We start from the raw sequence: 24,969 nt of genomic DNA on the forward strand, positions 1-24,969 counted from the left end.
CTCGGTCACGGCGACGGCCTGGAACGAGGCGTCCGCCGTCACGCCCGGCGTCGCGCTGGGCGGCGGAGCCGGACTCGCGCTGATGTTCCCGTTCGCCACGATCACCGGGCACACGCGCGCGCAGCTCGACGGGTCTGTCTCGGCGGCATCCGTCGCCGTATCCGCTCTCGGGCAGAACCAGGTGAGCGCCCGCGCCGACGTCGTCGGGCTCGGCATCGGCGCCGGAGGCGCCGGCGCGCTCGCGGATGCCGAGATCACGTCGGACGCCGACATCACCGCGTGCGTCGGCGCGTTCACGAACGGCGCGTGCGCCAAGGACACCGCCGTCATCCACGCCGCCGGTGCCGGAGGCGGAACGGTCGAGATCACCGCCGGGGCCCCTGCGACGCAGAGCAGCGGACAGGCCTTCCCGGCCACCGTGACGGACTGCGGCCTCGCCGGCGGCGCGACGAACGCGGCGTGCGCGATCGCGAAGGGCGGCTCGGGCGGAGTGCTCGGCGCCGGAACGGTCTTCGTCGCGAAGGCCGTGCTCGGCGGGGCGGTCGGAGCGCACTTCTTCGGCACCATCAGCGCCGCGACCGACGTCACGATCTCGGCGACCGGCACGAGTCTCGTGGACTCGCAGACGCTCGCGGTGTCGGGCGCGCTCTTCGGCGCCCTCTCCGGCTCCACCAGCATCTCCGACATCGCACCCACCGCATCTGTCGTCGCCGACGGAGCGGGTTCGATCACCGCGACCGGCGCCGTCGCCGTGCGCGCCACCGGCGTGAACATCGCAGGCGTCGAGGCCGATTCGGTGAGCGTCGCGTTCTACTTCAACGTCTCGTTCTCGGTCCCGACCGCATCGGTGGAGGCGCCCGTCACCGCCGCGTTCAGCGGATCGGTGAGCGGCGCCTCGGGTCTCACGGTCCAGGCGCAGGCGACGAACACCGCCACGACGAATGCGCTCCCGGTCGCGGTCAGCCTGTTCGCGGGTGCAGGCGGCAACGCGATCGCCGTCATCGCGAGCACCGCGAAGACCTCCGCGACCATCGGGGCCGGAAGCATCTCGGTGACGGGGCAGGTGATCGTCGACGCCTCGTCCGTGAACACCGCGACCGCCACGATCAAGGGCGGCGCGGGTGGCGCGCTGGGACTCGCCGTCATGCTGGCGAGCACCGACATCGAGGCGGGGACAACGGCGACCTTCGGCGCAGACCTCACGAGTGCGAGCAAGCTCTCCGTGACCACCGAGGGCACCGACACCGCGACGACCACGATCCTCGTGATCGGCATCGGACTCATCGCGGGTGGCGGCGGCGCGAACGGCTCGGCGACAGTGAACACCACGGATGCGGCGACCATCGTGAACAGCGGCACGGCCCCTGCCGCGCACATCACCGCTCCCGCCGCGAACATCCTCGTCACGGCGACGCACAGCCGCGTCGCGAACGCGCAGGTCAACGGCGGCGCGGGCGGCATCCTCGCGGGAGCCGGACTCGTGTCCTCTGCCACCGCGCAGGGCGGCACGAAGGCGTTCGTCGACACCGGCGTCACGATCGCACCTGCGGACGCGAACTCCGCGAAGCCCGGTTCGCTCACGGTGACGGCGACGGACACCTCCGACGCGACCTCGACCGCCATCCTCGGCGTCGGCGGCGTGATCGCCGGCGGCGGCACGAGCACGACGGCGACCGTGAAGCCCGTCGTCGCGGCCTACATCGGCAACGGCGACACCGTCAATGTGACCGGCGACGTCGCGGTGACGGCGATCTCCACCCGCGCCGAGGGCGCGGCGACGTCGAAGAGCTACGGCGGCGGCGGCGTCCAGGTCGGCATCGCTGTCGCAACCGTCACGAGCACCCCGTCCGTGACCGCGTACATCGATGCGAACGCAACCGTCACCGGCCGGAACGTGACGGTGGATGCGCAGTCCCGCAGCGACGCCGGCCAGCCGCCGCTGCCGGACACGGAGCCGATCGGCAGTCACCCGTGCGGGACTTCCGGATCGTACTGCGTCAACGTCGACACGACGAACAACACCGTATGGTTCCCGAGCCACGGCCTCAACGTCGGCGACACGGTCCTGTACACCGGGAACGGGATCACGGGCCTCACCTCGGGCCGCATCTACACGATCATCGCGCAGACGCCGGACTCGGTCACCTTCGGAGACACGTTCCTCACCGGGCAGGTGGATGCGAGCGACCTGACGGGCACGTCCGGCATCGACCCGAGCCGTGATGTCATCCGGTTCGGGCAGCCGCACAACTTCGTGAACGGCGACGCGATCAAGATCACGGGCGTCGGCATCGGCGGAGTCGCGGCGGGCGGCACCGCGTATGTGCGCGTGGTCACCCCGACCACCATCCAGCTCTACGCGACGTCGACCGCGGAAGAGCAGGCGGTGGCGCACTTCGCGTCGTTCACGATCACCGACACGACGAACGCCGTGAACGGCAGCACGATCAACGCGAGCAACCCGTTCTCGGTCGACCAGCGGGTGTCGTACCAGGCGCCGTCGCCGAAGACGTTCGACTACGGCTACGTGAACGTGCAGACCTCGTGCGCCGACAAGAACCACTGCTTCCTGGCCGACGCGAGCCAGAACGACATCCTGATCGGCACCACCACCAACCAGTACGACGTCCAGTACAACAATGCGCTGCCCACTCTCGCGCCCAACGGCCTGTTCACCGGAGAGCGCGTGACGTACCGCACGAGCAAGGGCGCGACGCCGATCACCGGGCTCGTGCCCGACACCGACTACTACGTCGTCCTCATCCCCGGCACGAACGGGATCCACCTGGCGGCGACCCCGTACGACGCCGTCCCCCACGACTACGCATGCGGTTCGAACACGTGCCACGACAACGCGACCTGGCTGACGATCAGCGCGCCGACGGGCGGCGTGCCCGGCATCCAGCAGCTCGTGCCGGCGCCGATCGGCGGGCTCGTCGATGGAGACACCTACCTCGTCGCGCCGGGGAGCACGTCGTCGGCGTTCTCGCTGCGGAAGGTCACCTATGACGCGTCCGGGAACCCGGTCGATGCGGGTGCGACGACTCTCTCGACGACCGTGTCTCAGACGGGCACGCACGTCGGCACCTTCACGGCGCAGGACGTCTTCGGCCTGCAGCAGTTCTTCATCTCCGGCCTGCACCTCGTACCCACGTGCCTCACGACGGACACGAGCTGCACGGCGCAGACCGACCAGGCCCAGATCCCGCTCGTCTCCACGGTGGCCGGCGGCTCGTATGGTCTGTACGGACCGGACGGCACGTCGCTGCGCTCGATCGCTCCGCCTCCGGGCACCGGCCAGTCGTTCGCGATCGCGGCCGGCGGTGGTGGCGGCTTCGTGTCGGTCACCGTTCCGACGGCGAAGATGACGTACAACCCCACCGTGCACGCGTATGTCGACGGGCACGTCACGGCGACCGGGGATGCCGCGATCACGTCCACCGCGAATGTCGACGCGACGTCGTCCGTCGACAACGCCTCGGGCGGCGTGGTCGCCATCGGCATCACGGAGAGCGATCTCAACGTGACGGCGCGCAACACCGCCTCGATCGGCGGCGGTGCATCCGTGAGCGCGGCGGGCGACCTCCTCGTGTCGTCGACGAGCCACCAGTACACCCACAACCATGCGAACAGCGTCGGCGGCGGCCTCGTCGGCGGCTACACCGCGAAGGCGTACACGAACCTCTACGACTACACCACCACCGAGATCGGCGCGAGCAGCGCGTTGTCCGGCCGCACGATGCAGGGCCTCGCGACCTCCAGCGGCGACAACAGCATGTTCGCGCACGCGATCATGGGGGCGCTGTTCGGCGGCACCGACGTCGAGGCCTACCTCAACGTGACCTCGAACGACAGCGTCCTCCTCGACGGCACCAGCACCGACCATGGGACGATCACCGGCGTCTACGGTGTCGACCTGCGCGCATGGCATGGGGCGGAGACATCGGCGAACGACCATGTGTCGGCCTGTGGATGCATCCCCCTCGGTGGCATCACCGACAACCACAACACCCCCGAGGCGAACGGCAACGCGCCGATCATCGTGAACAACGCGGTGAACGGCCACCAGGGCGTCACGATCTTCGCGGGACCCCGGCTCGTCCCGGGAAAGAACGCGTCGCTCGACACTCCGGCGTCGCCGCTCTACGCGCCGACGGACCTGAAGCTCACCGAACTCGCGCTGTACGTGCAATCCGAGAACACCGGCCCGATCAGCGACCGATGGGATAAGAGCTCGAGCACTCTGCAATGGGACTCCGACGTCGTCATCAACTCCGGGCCGGCTCCCATCCTCGTCGTCAACCCCGACGGCACGATCGCCGAGGCCGTCAACATCACGGTCAACGGCGTGCACAACCCCGGGAAGACCGACGTCGGCACGACCGGCACCCTCGAGGTGGACGACCTCGTCAACGCGAACAGCGGCGCGATCTTCATGACCTCGAACGACGGCAGCGTCGCGGGCGGGTCGTGCGTCGGCGGCACCGGGACGGCGTCGTGCACGACGTGCGACGTCATGCTCGACGGGATGCCCTGCACGGGGGTGCCGCACTACTGGGGGACGTTCGTCTGGCGCGACAACTGGACCGGGGTCACCATCCTGAACCACTCGACGCGGATGCTGGTGGTCGACGACATCAACGTCATCAACACGACGAGCACGCCGTTCGTGAAGTACGTGGCCTCCGGCAGCAATGCCACCCCGACGTTCAAGATCGCCGAGATGGTGACGCCGAGCCTCATCACGATCACCAATGACAGCCCGGGCTCGACGGCGACCACCCCGATCACGCCCCCGCCGGGCCTCCTCATCAACGGGACGATCCAGAACCCGATCGGCGAGACCGACATCACGAACGTGTACGGATCGATCACCTCGTCCGGCGACCGCGGCGTGGACAGCTCGTACGACGCGACGATCCCGAACTGCAGCTCGGTGCCCGCCAACGCCCCCGGGACCACGAACCGGTGCGCGCACCACGACCTCATCCAGACGAACATCCTGAAGCTGGTCGCGGGCCAGGGAGCGGGCGTCGGCATCGGCACCGGGGGCGCCTACCTCAACGTGGACCTCATCACGTGGCTCCACCACCCGCAGTCGATCACCGCCTCGGCGGGCGGCAGCATCCAGCTCGACCTCCTGCAGCGCCTGCGCGACTCGTCCCTCACGGCGGCGCCGGTCATCCCGTACCTCTTCTCGATCGGCGCGATCACGGCCGGCGACAGCATCGCGCTGCGGCTGCAGACCACTGTGTACGAGACCGGCACCGGAACGGGGCTCGGCGTGACCGTGCAGTCCACGGGTTCGAGCCCGAGCGGGCCGTACTTCGTCTTCTACTACGGCGACGCCTCTCCCGCGGTCGGCGAGGCCCTCGAGCAGGGCGCGTTCGGGAGCAGCCCGCAGGACATCGCGAGCGCGTACTCCTTCACGATCCTGGACGCCGGGGGCCTCACACCCACGGGTTCCATCACGGTGGATGCCGCGGGCCAGGGCTACACGCAGGACACCGCGAACACCGGCCTGACGAACGCGCAGACCGCATACCCGCAGAACCAGCGCATCGACGTGCAGGGCCTCGTCGACGTCGAGCAGGCCGGCAACCTCAACACCCACACGAACGGCTTCGTGACGTGGACCGAGCGCACCGGCGACCTGCGCGCGGGGGAGATCAAGAGCTTCTACGACACGGTGACGCTCACCGCGCCCGCATCCATCGTCGACGCGCACACCGCGACGCAGAGCGGCACCGAGGTCATCGCCGTGAACGTGACGCTCACGGCGCTGACCGGCACGATCGGGTCGGCGACGGACTTCGTCGAGATCGACACGTCGTACTACAGTGCGACGGACTCGGGCGGCGTCGAGCCGCAGCCGTTCGGCGTGCTGAACGCCTTCGCGCCGGGGGAGATCCGCCTCACCGAGACGCTCGGCGACCTCCACGTCGGCGCCGTCTCGACGTGCTTCGCGGCGGCGGCCGCGACGTGCGCGGACATCACGCTGACGACGGATGCCGGCTCCATCACCGACGGCCAGACGGTGCCGTTCAAGACGGTCGCGCCGACCTGCATCGCAGCCACCGACGGCACGACGATCACCGCCACCGCCCCGCACGGCTTCACGAACGGCCAGCAGGTCGTCTACACCGGCGCCGGTGTCGCGGGGCTCGTGAGCGGCCGTGTCTACTACGTGATCTTCACGGGGCCGACGACGTTCCAGCTCGCGACGAGCCTCGCCGGGACCGGCGGATCGGGTTACTGGTGCGACGCATCCGCGTGCCACACGAACCCGAACCCCATCTCGTTCGTCGGCGTCCCGTACTCCTTCACCCCGGCGGCGGACGTCATCGGCAACACGATCGACCTGGTCGCGAACGGCGGCGGCATCGGCGCGGCGGACGGCTCGCGGGACCTCACCCTCGACTCCGCCAAGGGCTCGGGCTGCACGAGCCGGTCGACGTTCGCCTACCAGTCCGTGAACCACCAGAACGCGTCGGACGCCGACCGCGCGGTCACCGCGACGTGCGACGTCGCCGCGCAGGCGGACGCGAGCATCTTCGTCACCGAGACGGCAGGTCCCCTGAACGTCCTCCTCGCGCACGCGGGCCAGAACGTGCGGCTGACGACGCTCGAGGCGTCCCACGACGGCACGACCGGCGGCGACGACAACAGCATCCTGCTGCTGCACTCCGGCAAGACGCTGCAGGGGGAGAACGACTCGCAGGCCGTGCCCCAGGGTCTCATCGAAGCGGATGCGGGCAACATCATGCTGCGCTCGGCCGACGACGTCGTCACCGACCCGTCGAGCATGATCCTCGCGCACAGCGTCGGAGCATCGGCCACCGGCACGACGGACCCGAATCAGTGGGCGCTCACGACGGGCAACATCGACATCTACGGCGACTGCACCGGCAACGCGTCCGGCGTCTGCGCGATCCCCGGCTTCGCGAACCCGAACGACGGAACCGTCATCGTCCTGCGCAGCGGCCAGACCGCCACGGGCATGCTGCCCGGCCAGATCGGCGCAGCAGACGGCGGGCTCACCCGCATCTACGGCAACACCGCATCCGACCTCATCGTCTTCGACCGCACGATCCTCGGCACCGGCACGCGCGCGTACGGCAGCAGCGTGCCCGCCGTGAAGAACGCGTTCGCGGCGGTCGGCGACGGCACGGGAGCAGCCTGCACCACCGGATGCGACGACCACTTCGTCGTCAACCGGCTGCAGTCGATGGTCGGCATCGGCAGCGACGTCGCGCTCGGTCACACGCTGACCCTCGACGGGCAGTCCGGCTCGAACACGTACGACGTCTACACGAGCGGCAGCCTCTTCCAGGCGACGAACTACGAGCTCAACATCCTCGGCTCGCACGCGCCGGACGACGGCGCCGACACGCTCAACATCTACGGCTACGACACCTACACCGGGAACGCTCCCGACAGCACCGGCGTGAACTACGGGACCAACGACATCTTCCTGCTGCGCGGCACGCCGTCCGGCATCCAGGGCGAGACCGGCGCCCGGCCGGCGCTCTACCAGGGCACCGGCGCACACCCCACCGGATCGGGCGACCCCTACTCTGCGGGCTCGGCGTTCGTCGCGCTGCTGCACGCGACTCTCAACCAGACGCAGGCCGTCGACTCGACCGGCCAGCTCGTCAACGGCGGGACGACCGGCCAGTTCGGCGTCGAGCGCATCGACTACGACAGCGCGGCGAACGGCGGGCTCCACGTCTACTCCCTCGGCGGCAACGACTACTTCGCCGTCGACGACAACGCGGCGCCGACCTACTTCGACGGCGGCACGGGCAACAACACGTTCCAGATCGGGCAGATCTACGGCCTGCGCCGCACCGCGTCGGCGAACCCGACGCCGGGCACCTTCGCCGGCTCCGGCAACCTCGCCGCGGAGAACGTCTTCGACGTCGCCACGGTCGCGACCACGCGCGGCTGGCTGTCCCGCGGCAACAGCTCGCCGATCGTCGCGCAGGGCGGCACGGGCAACAACACGTTCATCGTCTACAGCAACCAGGCGGTCGTGCACCTGGAGGGCAACGGCGGCAACAACCTCTTCATCGTCCGCGGCTTCGCGCTGGCGCAGACGGATGCGGCGGGCAACATCGTGCTCCCCGGCGGCTGCCTGACGATCGCGGCCCCGGCCTGCATCCCGCTCCCGAAGACGACGAACGGATACTCGACCGCGGCGGACTCGAAGGTCGTCACGGGCGCGGGCAACAACCAGGTCGAATACAACATGAACGCCCCGCTGTCGGTCGACGGCGGGACGGGCTTCAACAAGCTCGCGATCCTCGGAACGGAATTCGCCGACCACATCGTGGTCACCGACCACGGCGTGTTCGGGGCGGGGATGTCGGTGAGCTACCGCAACATCCAGGTCATCGAGATCGACGCGCTCGAAGGCGACGACGTCATCGACGTCCTCTCCACGCCCGCGGGGGTCGCCGTGCGGGTGATCGGCGGACTCGGCAGCAACACGATCAACGTCGCGGGCGACGTCGTCGGAAACGTGTACTCGCAGGACATCGACGGCACGAGCTCCGTCATCAACCACGCGACGCTGACGCAGGACCAGCTGTACCAGGATCTCGTCATTCCCGGCGTCAGCATGTCGGTCGCGCAGCCGAACCAGGGCGCCGTCCTCATCTCCGAGGGCGCCGGCGGCACGGTCGTGCGCGAGACCGGGAACAACACCCCCAGTCCGCCCATCGGCACGCTGGACTCGTACTCCGTGCGGCTCGCGTACCAGCCGACATCCACCGTGTACATCGCGATCACGGCGGAACCGGACACGCGCCTGAACCGCACAGGGAACCCGTACGGCGACTCGATCCTGCTCGCGACGGGCGCCGACCCGAACGCCGGGACGACGACAGCGCTCTCCGACTTCTACCGCCACATCCTCGTCGACGGACTGCCCGTGGATGTCGCACAGCGCACGATCGTCCTGGTGTTCACGCCGACGAACTGGATGACGCCGCAGCTCGTGTGGGTCGGTGCCATCAACGACACGCTGCCCGACGGGACGCGCGTGTACGAGATCAGCCACTCGGTGCTCTCCGCAGACCCGGCTTACGCAAACTCGGTCGTCCGCAACGTCGAGGTCACGAAGATCGACCCGGGCACCCCCGGGGTGACGGTCACGAACCTCGGCAACTCGAACAACGCGGCCGGAATGCCGACGCCGAACGACAGCACGACGATCCTCGGCGGCAGCGGCAACGCGGCGACCGGCATCACGGGCTCGTACGCGATCTCGCTGAACAGCGCGCCCACGGCATCCGTCACCGTGACGATCACCGCGAGCGACGGCCGCGTCGTCCTCTCCAGCGCGAGCGGGCGCCTGTCCGCCGGCCCGGTCGCCAACACGTACATCCTCACGTTCGACCCGAGCAACTGGAACATCCCGGTCGTGATCGTCGCGAGCGCGGGCCTCTGGTTCGCGACATCCGACCCGCACCACACCCTCCTCACGTTCACGACCACGTCGTCGGACGCGGCGTACAACGCAGCGACCTCCGACGCGCCGGTCGACATCACGGTGCTGAGCGATGCGACGCCGGGCGCGGTGATGCAGGCGCCGGACCACATGGTCGTCGTCAAGTGCAGCGACAGCTCGTGCACCGCACCGGGACCCGGCTCGGCCTACTCGCTGCGCCTCACCATGGCGCCGACGCAGAATGTCACGATCGCCCTCATCGGCGATGGGCAGACGGTCGTGACGATCGGCGGACGCATCAGCCTCGCCGCCGTCGCCTCGCGCGGGAGCTTCACCGGGCCGGTCGTCGTCAGCGGCGCCACGATCACGCGCACCGACGGCAAGAGCTGGCTGGATGCGGGCTTCCGGATCGGGATGATGTTCCGCATCGGCTCGTCCGGCCCGCTCTTCAAGATCCAGGGCATCGACGGAAACGTGCTGACCGTCAGCGACGGCGTGTTCGACCCGGTCTCCGGCGTCGAGAGCATCGGCGCGCTGACCGGCTTCACGGGCAACGCCACCCTCACCGCGTGGGCGCCCGTCATCACCTTCACTCCGGCCGACTGGTACGTCCCGATCGCGATCCCGGTCGTCGGCGACCCGCGCTTCCACGCCGTCAACGCGCACATCCTCGAGTTCCCGAAGGTGCCGCACCTGCTCTCGAGCATCCGCGGCCCGCTCGCCGTCGAGGGCGGCCCGACCGGCATCACGTACGGCGCGCTGCGCTACGCGATCATGATGCCCGGCGAATCGAACGCGGCACCGTTCGGCATCGGCACGCAACCGCCGGAGGCGCAGCAGGTCAACGTCCTCAACATCTTCGACGACGGGTCGAAGCAGGACCAGACGGGCACCCAGAGCGCGACGAACATCTCCGGGTTCGGCATGGGTCCGGGCGTGGACTTCAGCGGTCACAAGGGCTACGTCCCCGGTGACCCGGCGCACCCGACGTTCGGCGAGCCCTCGGTCTTCCCGAGCGGCATCACCTACGGCTCCATCACGGTGGACGCGAACGGCAACGTCCAGACGAACTCCGGGGTCACCACCATCCAGGTCCTCAACGTCATGATGGGCCAGGGCAACGACCACCTGCTCATCACGAGCACGCTGCAGCAGGGGCCGTACACGAACGAGAACGGCACGCCCGGCACGACGTTCGTCCACGGCGGCATCACCGTCGACCAGGGCGGCGGCGCGAGCTACCTGCGGCTCGCCGGGACGTTCGCGGTCACGGCATCCACGATCGTCCGCAATGACGGGCAGTCCTGGAGCGCGTACGAGTTCGCGATCGGCCAGCAGCTCCTCTGGAACGGCCTGCCGTTCGGCATCATCACCGGCCTGAACGGCGCCACCCTGACCTTCGCAGGCCGTACCGGCGCGGCGGGCGGCCCCGCGCTCGGATCCTCCGTCACGGGCGTCCTCGCGGTGTTCGACCCGGCGATCACGTCGCACGCATCGTTCACCTTCACGAACCACACCATCACGCGCAGCGACCTCCGCTCGTGGCGGGAGCTCGGCTTCGCGGTCGGTCAGGCGCTCATCGTCGACGGGATGCCGGTCGGCACGATCACGGGCATCGGCGGACCCACCGACGACATCCTGACCGTCAGCGGCGTGCCGTCGCCGGTCGCATGCGCGACCGTGCCCGGCACCTGCACCGCGACGGTGTCCGAGTACTCGACGACCGCGGGTCTGAACCCCCTGCGCCTCGGCGGCAACGTCATCACGATCACGGGCGGTGGCGGTCCGGACTCGCCGCTCGTCGTCTACGGATCGACGTCGCAGGACGGCGTCTGGTACAGCGGCGACCCCAGCATCCCGTCCGCGCGCGACTTCGGCACGAAGCCGTTCCCGAACCAGATCGGCAACGGCTCGGCGGACTTCATCTTCCCGGTGGCGTCCACGTTCGCCCACGCCGGCAACAACATCATCGACGCGAGCGCCGACTTCGCGAACGTCCCGAACGGTCAGCTGCCGTCCATCGGCGTCGTCATCTACGCCGGCCCCGGCCAGAACACGATCTACGGCAGCCAGGCGCCCGACATCATCGCGGGCGGCTCCGGGAACAACACCATCTGGGGCGAACGCGGCGCGAACCTGCTCCTCGGCACCGACGGCATCAACGTCGACGTCATCACGCGCACCATCATGTTCCCGACGGCGAACGCGAGCCCGTACCCGAACGCCGACCCGCTCGTGCTGTGCTCGCTGTCGCAGGCGGTCGCGACCGGATGCGCACCCGCGGGCAACAACACGATCTATGGGAACACGCCGGGCGCGGGGGAAACGACGACCGACAGCTACGGCGACTACGACAACGTCATCTTCGGCGCGATGGGCGTCGTCACCCGCGACACCGGCACCGCGACGGTCGGCGCGCAGGGCGGACCGCGGACGGTCCCGAACGTCACGGTCACCGCCGGAGCGATCGGCGCGAACGGCAACGGCCAGGCGACCCTGACGTGCGCGACCGCGTGCTTCACGCAGGCGGACGTCGGACTCGGCGTGACGGATGCCGCGGGCTACCTGTCGGCGGGCACCGTCATCGTCGCCGTCAGCAGCGACGGCACGACCGCGACGCTGTCGCGCAACCCGATGGGCGCGGGCGCCGACACGGTCCAGGTCGGCCCGCTGTACGGCTACATCCGCCCCACCGGTATGACGGTGTTCGGCAACGACCGCGTCGAGTCCATCCAGACCGCCGGCGAGATCCTGGCGATCGCGACGACCGCTCCGCAGAACCACGGCGACGCGACCCTCTACGGCAGCGGCGGCGACAACGTCCTCATCGGCGGCGACGGACAGGACAACATCCAGGGCGGGCCGGGTCGCAACCTCATCATCGGCGGGAGCGGGCGCCTCAGCCGGGTGACGAGCACGGTCTCCGGGTTCGCCGTCGCCGGCACGACGATCATCCGCACAGCCGGTTCCTTCCTCGCGGACGGCTTCGCAGTGGGAATGACGGTGGAGATCGACGGCGCGCCTTCGTGGCACGTCACTTCCGTGACCGCGACGACGCTGACTCTGGACGCAGCGGCGCCGGCATCCGCATCCTCTCTCTTCGGGGTCAGCTTCGACTTCACCGACCCGCGCTTCCAGGCGCTCGGCGGCACGCAGATCTACTCGACATCGATGCCGAACATCGGCGCGGCGCTGAACGACGGGCACCAGCAGTACGACCCGACCGGCTCGGCCTGGTGGGGCGTGTTCCTCTCCCACGCGGGCCGACCTGTCGGCATCCAGCTGTCGGTCCCGGCCGGGACACCCGGCGTCTCGAGCGACCTGCAGGACTCCGCGTACCAGGGCGCCGACTACATCGCCGGCGGCTCCGGCGACGCGGTGATCTTCGGCGCGTCGAACAACGACATCATCCAGGCGCACGGCTCGATCGACATCGTCGACCCGGGCGGCCTCGCGACCTCGAACGGCACGCCGTCGGTCGGCACGGTGTTCGCGGGAGCCGCGACGTGCTCGTTCCGCGGGTTCTTCCTCGGCGACCGTGTCGGCGCGTGCCGCGACGCATCCAATGCCCTCCTCATCAACGCGTCGCGCGACGACATCCCGACGCTCGACCACGCCTTCGCAGGAACCGCGACGTTCACGACGCACACGATCACGCTGCCGGCGGGCATGACGTGGGCGGACCTCGGCTTCCATTTCGGGCAGACGGTGACCGTCAACGGCATCCAGGTCGGCGTCATCACCGGCATCGCGGGCGGTGTCCTGACCGTGACGGGCGACCTCGCCACGTGCATCGGCGTCGGCGCGATCGGGAACGTGACCGTCGCGGCCTTCGGCCAGTCGTACGTCGAGGGCGGCGCCGGGAACAACACGATCTTCGCCAACCAGGGCCAGAACGACATCGTCGGCGGCAACTCCGACATGTTCAGCCTGAACCTGCCGAGCGAGCGCGCGAGCGGCTCGAACCTGATCTTCGGCGGGTCGGGACTGGATGCGGGGCGCGTGACGTGCGGCGACGGCATCCTCGGCCCGAACAACCAGTGCATCACGAACGCGAACGGCCACGCCCACGACGCCAACGTCCTCATTGCGAACAACGGCGACATCGTCCGCCTCGTCGGCACGGTCGGCGCGCAGGCGGCGCCGAACTCGACGTTGAACGGCATCCCGGTGTCGGCGATCGGGTTCCTCGAGTACAACTACGACCTGTACGGCTACACGACGGCGTCCGAGCGCATCATCCCGCGCGCGGTCACGCTGCTGGACTACACGCCGGGCGGCCCCGACCTCGCCGGGCAGGTCGGCCCCCTCGTCACCGGCACCGCGGCGACGAACGACGTCGGCGACATCGGCGGCACGCCGCTCGCGTGCGGCCTGAGCGCCGCGCAGCAGCTCCTGACGCCCTGCCAGCAGAAGGGCAGCGAGATCCACGCGGAGTCCGGGGACGCCTTCATCTACGGCGGCCCCGCGAACGACGTCATCTACGGCGGCGGCCAGAACGACACGATCATCCTCGGCTACGGCGACAACTGGGTCTCCGGCGGCCGCGGCGACTCGTGCATCATCGGCGGCGGCGGACGCTGCTTCGCGAGCCGGGTCAGCACCGGCTACGGCGAGCCGCTGTACGGCATCGCCCCGGCAGCGGCGACGACGCAGCTCATCACGACGCCGGGCGACGTGCAGCAGGCCGTGATCAACGTCGAAGGGTCGCTGCGCTGGACCGCGATCCTGACGCCGTACAACTGGGATCCGGCAGCGAACGGCGCCCCGAGCTTCGCCGCCGGCTGCGCGCCGAGCGACAAGACGTGCCCGTACTACCAGCCGCGCTACGGCCACAACATCATCTACGGCGGATGGGGCGGCGGCGTCATCCACGGCGGCCCCGGCCAGTCCGCACTCTCGGGCGCCGAAGCGCCGGAGCTCGGCTACACCGACAACTTCGACATGAGCGGCAACGCCGTCAACACGGCGCCGATCCGGACCGACTGGTACCACCCGTACAACCCGGGCAACCCGATGGGGTGGGTGCCGATCACGACCCCCGCCAACGGCAGCGCCGCGCGCACCCAGCAGATCGGCAAGTCGTCCTACTTCAACGTGAACGACCCGCGCCGCCAGGTCTGGCTCAACCCGAACGTCGTCAACCCGAACCCCGGCGCGGACAACCCGCTCGTGTGCGTGTGGGCCGCGGGCTCGACGCCGCAGGCGTCCGGCTGCCTGCCGTTCTTCCTCACCTTCGACCCGACGGATGCGGGCATGCCGCTCGACACGGTGTGGAGTCCCGGGACGGTCTACCCGCAGATGCCGACCACGGGCGACAAGGCGATCTTCGGCGACCTCGGCAACGACTGGATCGTCGCGGGCATGGGCCGCGTGCGGGTGTACGCGGGCAACGGCAACGACGTCGTCGACCTCCGCGCCTCGACGTTCGTCGACGGCGGCCTGAACGATGCGCCGGTGCCGAACCTCGTCACCAACGGCGACGGGACGTTCAGCCTCCCCGGCACCGCGAGCCCCGTGTACGGAACGCCCGCCTGGGAGGCGCTCGCCTACGGCGGCGCCGGCCAGGACATCTTCTTCGCGGGGACCGCGGGCGACCGCCTCATCGACTGGGTGGGCAACCACAACAGCTTCTACGTGCCGTTCTCGAACTTCGGGATGCCGACCATCAGCCGCACGCTGCAGCCGGCGCTGCAGGACTTCCTGTACGCCCTGTCGGCGAGCGACGGCGCCGACCCGACGCTGCAGCTGCGTTACGCGGCCTTCGACACGACGTACAGCGGCATCGTGTCGCGCAACGGCGAGCCCTACGGTGAGCTGAGCCTGACGCTGCAGCACGACGCCGGCTGGCACCAGCAGGCGGGGGCTCCCTTCAACCCGATGCCGGAGAACCTCGGCGGTGTGGGCGTCGACGTGGCGAAGACTGCGAACATCCGCCCGATCACGTCGCCGAACACGCCCGGACCGGTCACCACGAGCCCGTGCGGGTGCCAGGCACCGTACGACTCGCTCGCGATCGACAAGGCGATCGACGCCGCGAACCCGAACATGCCGACCGACCTCGAGCGCGCTCGCTCGGCACCGGGCCGCGAGCTCGGGGTGGGCGACGCGCTCGTCTTCACCTACCTCGTGACGAACCCGGGTATCGCACCCCTGCGGATCGTGTCGATCACCGACGACAACGCCGGAGGCACGCCGTTCCACCCGGTGTACGTGTCCGGCGACGTCAACGGGAACGGGCTGCTGGACCACGGCGAGATCTGGCTGTACACGTCCGCCGGCGTCGCGGGCGCGGCATCCGCCGCCGTGCTCGGGACCTCCACGAACACCGTGACGATCGTGGGCTACGACACCGTCAACCACGTGATCGTGACGGCGTCCTCGCACTCGACCTACACCGCGGTGCCGACGATCGTGCAGCTGGTGAAGTCGATCAACCCGGTCGATCCCCGCAACCCGACCCCGACGGAGGACGCCAACACGCCTCCCGGCGTCTCGGTGCTCGCGGGCTCCGCCATCACGTTCTCCTACCTCATCCGCAACCAGAGCTCTGAGGTCATCACCGCGGTCGCGATCGTCGATGACGGCAGCAAGCCGGGAACGGTGGCCGCATCGATCGCCGGCGGGCAGATCGTGCCGACGCTCGTCTCGTGCGGCGGCGTGATGCGGAACCTCGGCGACACGAACTGCAACGGCGCGTTCGACCCGGGTGAGGCGTGGGTGTACCACTGGACGACGACCGCGATCGCCGGGACGTACCGCAACACCGCCGTGGTCACGGTGACGACCGCGAGCGGGAAGACAGGCACGTCGACCGATGTCGCGAACTACGTCGGCCTCCCGCCGAGCATCGTCATCCACACGGCCGTCAACGCCGCGAACCCGGCGAACCCGACGGTGTGGGAGGACGCCAACACGTCGCCTGGCGCGTACATCGTGATCGGCCAGCCGATCGTCTACACGTATCTCGTGACGAACAACGGGCCGGTGGCGCTCACGAACGTCGCGGTCTGGGATGCGACCTACGCCTTCGCTCCCATCTGCGCGACGGCCGGCGGGTGCACGGGCGTGCTCCTGCCGGGCCAGACGTGGATCTACACGTCGAAGGGCGTCCTGTCGATCACCGCGACGGCGGGCACCCACCCGGACCAGTCCCAGGTCACCGCGAACCCGGTCGGCGGCACCGCGCAGGTCACGTCGACCGACCCGACGTACTACACGGGCTCGACGACGCCGCCCTTCGTCATCGTCAAGAAGGTCAACGGCGCGAGCGGGTCGGCGACGAACCCGGTGTACATCCCGGTCGGCGGCACGGTCGTGTTCACCTACGTGGTGACGAGCCCGTCCGGCGGCATCCCGCGCTCGGCGATCGTCCTCACCGACGACAACGGCAACCCGTACTACGCGGCCGGCTTCTTCCACCCGGTCTACCTCTCGGGCGACAACAACGGCAACGGCATCCTCGACAAGAACGAGTCGTGGGTCTACACGTCGGCCGGGACCGCGGGCGTCTCCATCGCGGTCGCCGGGCTCCAGTGCAACAACGTCCTCATCACCGCGACCGTGAGCCCGAAGGTGTACGCGGCGACCAGCAGCGCGTGCTACTTCGGCACGACCACGAACCTGCAGGTGCAGAAGTACACGAACGGCGTGCACGACACCGCATCCACCGCCCTCTACGTCCCGCTCGGCTCGGCCGTCGTGTGGACGTACCGCGTGACGACCACCGGCAACGTGCCCGTGAAGATCACCGGCATCACGGACGACAACGGCGGCGGGGTGCCCTTCTCACCGGTCTACGTGTCCGGCGACACGAACGGCAACGGCCTCCTCGATCCGGGCGAGTTCTGGCTGTACACATCGGTCGGCGTCGTCACAGCGACCGCGCGCGCCGGCTCCTACGCGAACACCGTGAAGGTGACGGCGAACGAGCCGCGCACGAATACGGGCCTCACGGCCACCGACACGAGCTACTACTTCGGCGCGACGAGCAGCATCACCATCACGAAGGCGGTGAACGCGAAGGATCCGCTGAACCCGACGCGCTTCGAGCTCGCATCGTCCGCTCCCGGGCCGAGCCTTCCGATCGGCTCGATCGTCACCTGGACGTATCTCGTGACCGACACCGGCACGACGTCGCTGGCGATCATGGGTCTGGTCGACGACGGCGGCGGGTGCGCGAAGTGTGCGTTCGGTGTCCTGCCGGTGCTCGACGCCTCGAACAACATCGTCGGCGACGGGAACCACAACGGCCTGCTCGACCCCGGGGAGACGTGGCTGTTCCGCGCGACGGGAACGGTCGCCGCAGGCCTCTACGCCAACATCGCGACGGTGTACGCGAACGTGCCGAACGAGCCCGGCCTCACGCCGACATGCCCCGACGGATCCGCGCAGCTGTGCGCGTCGACGACGGCGCATCTGTACGGCACCGACGCCCCGCAGGCGATCTCCGTGGTCAAGCAGCTCGGCGGCCAGGTCGACCGCGACCCGGCGCACCCGATCATCGTCGCCGCGGGCGCCACCGACACCTTCTGGTACTACGTGACCACGAACGTCGGGCCGCTGACGAAGATCACGATCGTCGACGACAACGGCGGGATGGGGATGCCGCTGTACCCCGTCTACGTCTCCGGGGACGCCAACGGCAACGGCGTCCTCGACCCGAACGAGACGTGGGTCTTCACCGCATCCCGCGTCGCCCCGGTCGGCTCCTACACGAACATCGTCGCGGTCTCGGGCACGCCCGTCACGGGCGGCACGCCCGTGTGGGCGGAGGACGTCAACTTCTCCTTCGGCTACCAGCCCAAGGTCGCCATCGTGAAGGCGGTGGATGCGTACGACCCGCTGCACCCCTCGACGATCGAGGACGCGAACACCTCGCCCGGCAAGGAGCTGCTGGTCGGCCAGACGGCGGTGTGGACGTACCTCGTCACCAACATCGGCAACTGCCCTGTGTCGATCCCATCCGGAGCGCTCGTCGACGACAACGGCGGCGGCACGCCCTTCTTCCCGGTCTACGTCTCCGGCGACACGAACAACAACGGCCTGCTGGACATCGGCGAGACGTGGCTCTTCCGCGCGACGACGATCGTGCAGCCGGGCGCCTACCGCAACACGGCCACCGTGCAGGTCGCGCAGCCGTACACGCACCAGACGGCGACCGCGAAGGACGTCGCGAACATCTACGGCATGGCGACCGGCCAGGGCCTCACCGTCGGCTACTGGAAGAACCACGTCACGTCGTGGCCGATGAACGCGGACGGATCGTACGTCTTCGGCCCGAACACGCTCGTGACGTCGATCTTCGGCCCGTTGCCGCCGTCGTACGCGGGCGTGACACTGCTGCAGCAGCTGAACACGCAGGGCGGCGGAGTCGACGTGCTGCTGCGCCAGGCGATCGCGGCGCTGCTCGGCACGAGCAGCCAGTTCATCGACTACCCGATGACGGCGCTCGGCATCGTCGCCGCCGTGGACGCGGCGCTCGCGAGCGGGGACCCGACGCAGATCAACAACCTGCAGATCCAGCTGAACGCGTGGAACAACCTCGAGGCGACGCTGCCGATCCCGCCGGCGAGCCCTCTGCTCGCGGCGGGCGTGGCCCCATCCCGTGCCGTCAGCGCGCTGTCGCCCGTCGGCCTCGCCTCCGTCGCCCGCGTCGCCGAGGCGGACTGGGCCGGCCACGGGGCGGATGCGGCGACCCTCGCCGCGACGCGCTTCGTCATCACGGACCTCCCCGGCGTCGAGCTCGCCGAGACCGTCGGGTCGACCGTGTACGTGGATGTGGATGCCGCCGGCTTCGGCTGGAACACCGACACCGCGTCGGCCGCCCCGAACCTGATGGACCTCCTCACGGTGCTGCTGCACGAGCTCGGCCACCGCCTCGGCCTCGAGCACGGCGTGAGCGCCGCCTACGGCGACGTCATGCTCCCGACGCTCGACCCAGGCGTCCGCCGGCTCCTTCCCGAGGCGCTCCCGAGCGCGGTGCCGGCCGTATCGGCACACGAGCTGCCCGCCGGCTTCCCAAGGACGGGCACCGTCGCGGCGCCCGCGACCCGGTCCGACCCCCAACGGATGGTCGCGGGCGCCGCCTCCATTCCATCGAGCCCGGCAGGGAAGACCTCGGTGACGTCGGGTGCCCCGCTCGTGGCGGCACCTCCGCACATCGTCTCGTCGCAGGCAGCCGCACCCCCTTCGGGCTGGCCGTTCCTGGCGCTCGTACCGCTGCTCCTCCTGGCGGCCGTGATCCTGCCCCGCCGCCGCCGGGAGTGACGGCGATGTGGCGCAGTCGAGGTCTTGGCAGCCCCTACCCGAGGCGGTTCGGCCGTGCCCACTCCTCGCCGTGCACGTGCTGCGCGAGGAACGCGAACACCGTGTCGTACCAGACGACGGCGTGCTGGGGCTTGAGCACCCAGTGGTTCTCGTCCGGGAAGTAGAGGAAGCGGTGCGGCGTCGAGCCGTCCGGCGCGGCGAAGTGCTCATTGAGCTCGGCCCACAGGCGCAGGCCCTCGCCGATCGGGACGCGATAGTCGCGATCGCCGTGCACGACGAGCATCGGCGTGCGGATGTCGGAGACGAACCGGTGCGGCGAGTTCGCGGCGATGCCCTCGTCGGTCATGATCGCGCGCCAGTACGGCGTGAAGTCGGTCGTCGGCCCGAACTGGTCGAGCGCCCACAGGCTCGCGTGGGTCACGATCGCGCGGAAGCGGTCGGTGTGCCCGGCCACCCAGTTCGCCATGTAGCCGCCGAACGATCCGCCCATCGCCGCGGTGCGGGTCTCGTCGATGTCGGGACGCGCGACGACGGCGTCCGTGATCGACATGAGGTCGGTGTAGGGCGCTGCGCCCCACGCGTTCCAGCCGCGGGCGATGAAGTCGAGTCCATAGCCGGTCGACAGAGCCGGGTCCGGGAGCAGCACGGCATACCCGCGGGCGACGGCGAGCTGCGGGTTCCACCGCCAGCTCCACTCGTTCCAGCTGTTTAGCGGACCGCCGTGGATCCACAGCAGCAGGGGAGCGGGGGCTTCGGATTCCGGCAGGAGCAGCCATCCGCGCACGCGCGCTCCGTCGGCCGCCGTCGTCTCGACCTCGACCATGGAAGCGGGCACCTCCGGGAGCGGGACGGGCGATGCCAGCACGACGACCTCGCCGTCGCGGCGCACACGCACGGCGTGGAGCGGCACCATCCAGTTCGCCCGCAGCGCGACGAGATCGCCGGTCACGCGGTCGACGTTCACGCTCGAGTACGTGAAGTCGTCATCCGTCACCTGCTCGACGGGCGAGCCGTCGAGCGGGATGCGGAAGATCGGCCCGCGGCCGTCCTGGTCGGCGGTGACGACGAGCGCGGAGTCGTCGTGCGTGAACTGGATGCTGGAGGGCCAGCGATCCCACTCGGCGGCCACGCGCCGCGCTCCCGATCCGTCGATCGCCGCGACCCACAGCTCCATCTGGGTCGGGGTGACAGGGTTCTGCTCGGCCGTCCGCGAGTACGCGATCGTCGATCCGTCGTGGGAGACGGCCGGCAGTTCGACGTCGTAGCCGGGCTCGTCGGCGACGGGTGTCAGCTCGCCGGTCGCGGTGTCGATCGAGACGAGCCGCATCCGCTCGTCGTTCCCCTGACGCACGACCTGCATCGCGACGACGCGCGACCCGTCGGGGGCGACCACCGCGGCCGGGAACCCCGTCGGGTGGCCGGGGCGGGGCGTCAGGTCGCGCGGGCGGGGGAGGGATGCCGGGTACTCCGGCTTCTTGTCCTTCTTCGCCTTCTCGTCCTTCTCGTCGGCGCGGGTCGCCCCGACCGGCTCCGTCAGGTCCCCGAGGTCGAGCGCTAGGAGGTGCTGCTCGGCGGGCCCGAGGTCATGGTCCCAGAACCGCACCGGGTAGGTCTCGTGCAGGATCGCGGCGACCTTGTGCTCCTTGCGATCGCCGAACAGCTTCGCGTGCTCCTCGAGGGCGCCGTCGGCGCCCGGCAGCAGACCCGCCGAGACGATGACCCGATCGGATGCCGCGGCCACCGCAGCGATGCCGTCCACACCGCCCGCGACAGCCGTCACGGGGCGCGCCTCGCCGCCGCCGACGGGGAGGATCCAGATCTGGCTCGCCTCGCCATCCTCATCGCCGTCCGGCCGTGCCGACGCGAACAGGACGTCGCCCGACGCGGTGAACGCGGGCGAGGACTCGCCCTTCGCCGAACGTGTGAGCCGGGATGCGCCGGCGCTCCCATCGGCTGGAACCGCCCACAGCGCCCGCTCGTAGCCCGTGCCGTCCTTCTTGAGGGTCGCGATGGTCAGGACGGCACGCGTGCCGTCGGGGGAGAGGGCGAGGCCCTCGGTCCGCGGAAGCGCGATGTAGTCGTCGAGGGAGTTGAAAGGGGTCGCCATCCTCACAACGTATCGCTCGGGCCCGACGCGGGACCAGGGTGCGTGGGATGCTGGGCGCATGAGTCTTCCTCACGCCGACATCGACCCGGACGGACTGCTGGAGTACTCGGTGGTCTTCACCGATCGCTCCCTCAATCACATGTCGCGCCGCTTCATCGGCGTGATGCAGCAGACGCTCGAGATCCTCCGCGCGACCTATGACGCCGACAGCGTCGCGCTCGTCAACGGCGGAGGCACGTACGCGATGGAGGCAGTGGCCAGGCGCCTCGCAACGGGCCGCCGCGCGCTCGTCGTGCGCAACGGACTCTTCTCCTACCGGTGGTCGCAGATCCTCGAGACCGGTTCGATCGCGTCGGCGGTGACCGTCTGCGCCGCGCGCCCGGACTCCGACGCCCACCAGGCCGCGTGGACGCCCGCGCCGATCGATGAGGTCGTCGCCGCGATCCGCGCGGAGCGGGCCGAGATCGTGTTCGCCCCACACGTCGAGACGGCGGCGGGGATGCTGCTCCCCGACGCGTATGTGAGGGCCCTCGCCGATGCGGTCCACGAGAACGGCGGGCTGCTCGTGCTCGACTGCATCGCGTCCGGCGCGATGTGGGTGGACATGCAGGCGCTCGGCGTCGACGCGCTGCTCAGCGCCCCGCAGAAGGGCTGGAGCGGCACACCCGGTGTCGGATACGTGATGCTGAGCGCGGCGGGCCGTGCGGCCGTCGAGGCCGGTTCTGCGACCAGTTTCGCGGTCGATCTCGGCACGTGGCTGAACATCTCGGACGCCTACCGCGATGGCCGCGCCGCGTACCACGCGACGATGCCCACGGACTCGATCGCGCACAACCTCGATGCCATGCGGGGGACGGCATCCCGCCTGCCCGAGCTGCGCGCAGCGCAGGTCGACCTCGGGTCTCGAGTGCGCGCACTCCTGGCCGGTCGCGGCCTCCCGTCGGTCGCGGCCGCCGGCTTCGACGCCCCCAGTGTGGTGGTCGTGCACACCGACGATCCGACGCTCCGCACCGGTGCGCGGTTCGTCGAGTTCGGCGTGCAGATCGCCGCCGGCGTGCCGCTCCACTGCGGAGAGCCGGCCACGTTCTCGACGTTCCGCGTGGGTCTGTTCGGTCTCGACAAGCTCGGCGACGTGGACGGCACCGTCGGCCGCCTCGAGGACGCGCTCGACCGGATGGGTCTCTAGCGCTCTACGCGGTGCCTATCGGACCGGCCCGAGCCACGCGCTCGCGGCGGTCGAGTGCGCCGACTCCGGGTCGGAGGGGTGGAAGAGGCCGGCCAGCACATCGCGGTACAGGCGGCTGAGCTCGTTGCGGGTGAAGTACGACGAGCCGCCCGCGACGAGCATCGCCTCGTCGACGACGTGCTTCGCCATCGTGACGGCACGGTGCTTGACACCGGACAGCAGCGAGAACCACCGCATCCCGTGGTCGACGAGATCGTCGACGTCGCGCGTGAGCGCAGCGATCTGCGGCGGCAGCGCGTCGTAGGCGATCCCCATCCCGGCGACGCGCCAGCGGATGTCGGGATCCTGGCTGAGCGGCTCTCCGGTCTTCTTCGAGCGGCGGCGGGTCGCCGCATCCACCGCCAGCTCGAGGGCGCGCCGCGCGATGCCGGTGTAGACGGACGCGAGAAGGAGCTCGAACACGCTGAAGATGCCGAACACGATCGGGTCGGCCGACGGGCCCGGGTCGATGCGGCGCACGACGTGGTCGGCGTGCGCGATCGCGCCGTTGACCTCCGTCGTGCGGCTCTGGGTGCCCCGCATCCCCATCGTGTCCCAGTCGTCGCGCGTCGTGACCGCCGCTGTGCGCGGCACGAAGGCGTAGACGAGCTTCGGTCCGTCGGGGGAGGTCGTGTCGAGGCCGTGGAGGCCCAGCTGCGTCCAGACGGGTGCGAGCGAGGTGAAGATCTTGGTGCCTGTGAAGACATACCCGCCGTCGGGCAGGGGCACGGCGTCCGTGTCGCTGCCGAAGAGGACGAGGTCGTTGCCCGCCTCGCTGATGCCGAACGCGAACACCTCTCCGGCGACGGCTCCCTCCTGCACGAAGCGCAGCGCGTCGATCCCGCGATCGCCGAGGACCTTCGCGACGCCCGTCCACACGAGGTGCATGTTGACGGAGAGGGCGGTCGCAGGAGCGGCGGAGGCGAGGCGCTGCTGCAGGACGGATGCCTCGGCGAGCCCGAGGCCCGCACCTCCGAGCTCGGCCGGCACGAGGATCGCGAGGTAGCCCGCGGCCTTGAGGTCGGCGAGGTCGTCGTCGGGGAACGTGTTCTCGCGGTCGTGCACGGCGGCGCGCTCGCGGAACCGGTCGAGCAGGTCGTCCGGCAGGATCTGGGCGGGATCGAACGTCATGACAGTGCCTCCTTGGGTGCCCCCACGAGTGCGCTCCTGACCATCTGGATCGTCGCATCCGGGAGGTCCCGGTGCGGGGAGTGCCCCGCGCCCGCGACGACCGACATCGTGATGCGCGGGTTCTGCAGCACCTCCGCGGCGGTCGCTCCGGTGAAGATGCTGAAGACCGCCGGATCGGCGCCGATCACATGGGTCGGAACGGAGAGCCGGGATGCGGCGTCCCGCACGTCCCACGTCGTGTTCTGGGCGCTCGTCTGCTCGACCATCCAGCGGCTCGCGGCGCGGGTCGCGGCGGCCTTCAGCTCGATGTCGAGCTCGTGCCAATCGGGGTGGGTCGCGCGGATCGCATCGACGCTCGGGTCGGCGAAGGACTCCTCCTGGCCCTGGCGCACGTTCTCACGGTCCTCGTCGCTCAGGTGGACGGCGGGGTCGATGAGCATCAGCCGTCTCGTCCAGCGCGGGTGCGCGGCGCTCGCGAGCACGGCCGCGGCCCCGCCGAGCGAGTGGGCGATGACGAGGTCCCACGGTTCGCCGTCCGTGCGCAGCGCGGCGACATCCGCCGCGTACGCCTCGAGTGTGCAGTCGAGGGCGCGCGGTGCGCTGCCGTGGCCACGGAGGTCCACCGCATCCGCCCGCCAGCCGTCGTCGGCGAGCGCGACGCCGTAGCGCCACATGAGGGCCGCGTCCGACCCCAGTCCATGGAGGAGCAGCGCGCGGCGCTCCGCATGCGGGTCGCCCCAGGAGAGGCGGGGGAGGGTCACGGGGATCGCCATACGTCCGACT

5 protein-coding genes (1 of these 5 only partly in view) are annotated in these 24,969 nt (G+C 70.0%); 2 read left to right on the top strand and 3 right to left on the bottom strand.

Features of this window, described 5'->3' with window-relative positions:
• Positions 1–19,723, top strand: partial view of a DUF7507 domain-containing protein gene (locus tag QSV35_RS14855; protein ID WP_286289586.1) — the 3' portion only. 13,211 nt of this gene lie to the left of the window's left edge; the window shows 19,723 of its 32,934 coding nt (coding positions 13,212–32,934); the start codon falls outside the window, past its left edge; the stop codon is at positions 19,721–19,723.
• Positions 19,724–19,757: 34 nt separating this feature from the next.
• On the opposite strand, the gene QSV35_RS14860 is transcribed toward QSV35_RS14855, so the two are convergent.
• Positions 19,758–21,830: a S9 family peptidase gene (locus tag QSV35_RS14860; protein WP_286289587.1), complete on the bottom strand. Its 2,073-nt coding sequence runs from the start codon at positions 21,828–21,830 to the stop codon at positions 19,758–19,760.
• Positions 21,831–21,888: 58 nt separating this feature from the next.
• Between QSV35_RS14860 and QSV35_RS14865 the strand changes: the two genes are divergently transcribed.
• Positions 21,889–23,016 carry an aminotransferase class V-fold PLP-dependent enzyme gene (locus QSV35_RS14865; RefSeq protein WP_286289588.1) on the top strand — a complete coding sequence of 376 codons (1,128 nt, stop codon included), beginning with the start codon at positions 21,889–21,891 and terminating at the stop codon, positions 23,014–23,016.
• Between the two features lie 15 nt (positions 23,017–23,031).
• On the opposite strand, the gene QSV35_RS14870 is transcribed toward QSV35_RS14865, so the two are convergent.
• Positions 23,032–24,186 carry an acyl-CoA dehydrogenase family protein gene (locus QSV35_RS14870; protein ID WP_286289589.1) on the bottom strand — a complete coding sequence of 385 codons (1,155 nt, stop codon included), beginning with the start codon at positions 24,184–24,186 and terminating at the stop codon, positions 23,032–23,034.
• On the bottom strand, positions 24,183–24,959 hold the full coding sequence (locus QSV35_RS14875) for an alpha/beta fold hydrolase (RefSeq protein WP_286289590.1): 777 nt from the start codon (positions 24,957–24,959) through the stop codon (positions 24,183–24,185). Before QSV35_RS14875 ends, QSV35_RS14870 begins: the two co-directional genes overlap by 4 nt.
• Positions 24,960–24,969 lie beyond the last annotated feature (10 nt).

Source organism: Microbacterium candidum, from assembly GCF_030315975.1.
GTDB classification, from domain to species: Bacteria; Actinomycetota; Actinomycetes; order Actinomycetales; family Microbacteriaceae; genus Microbacterium; species Microbacterium candidum.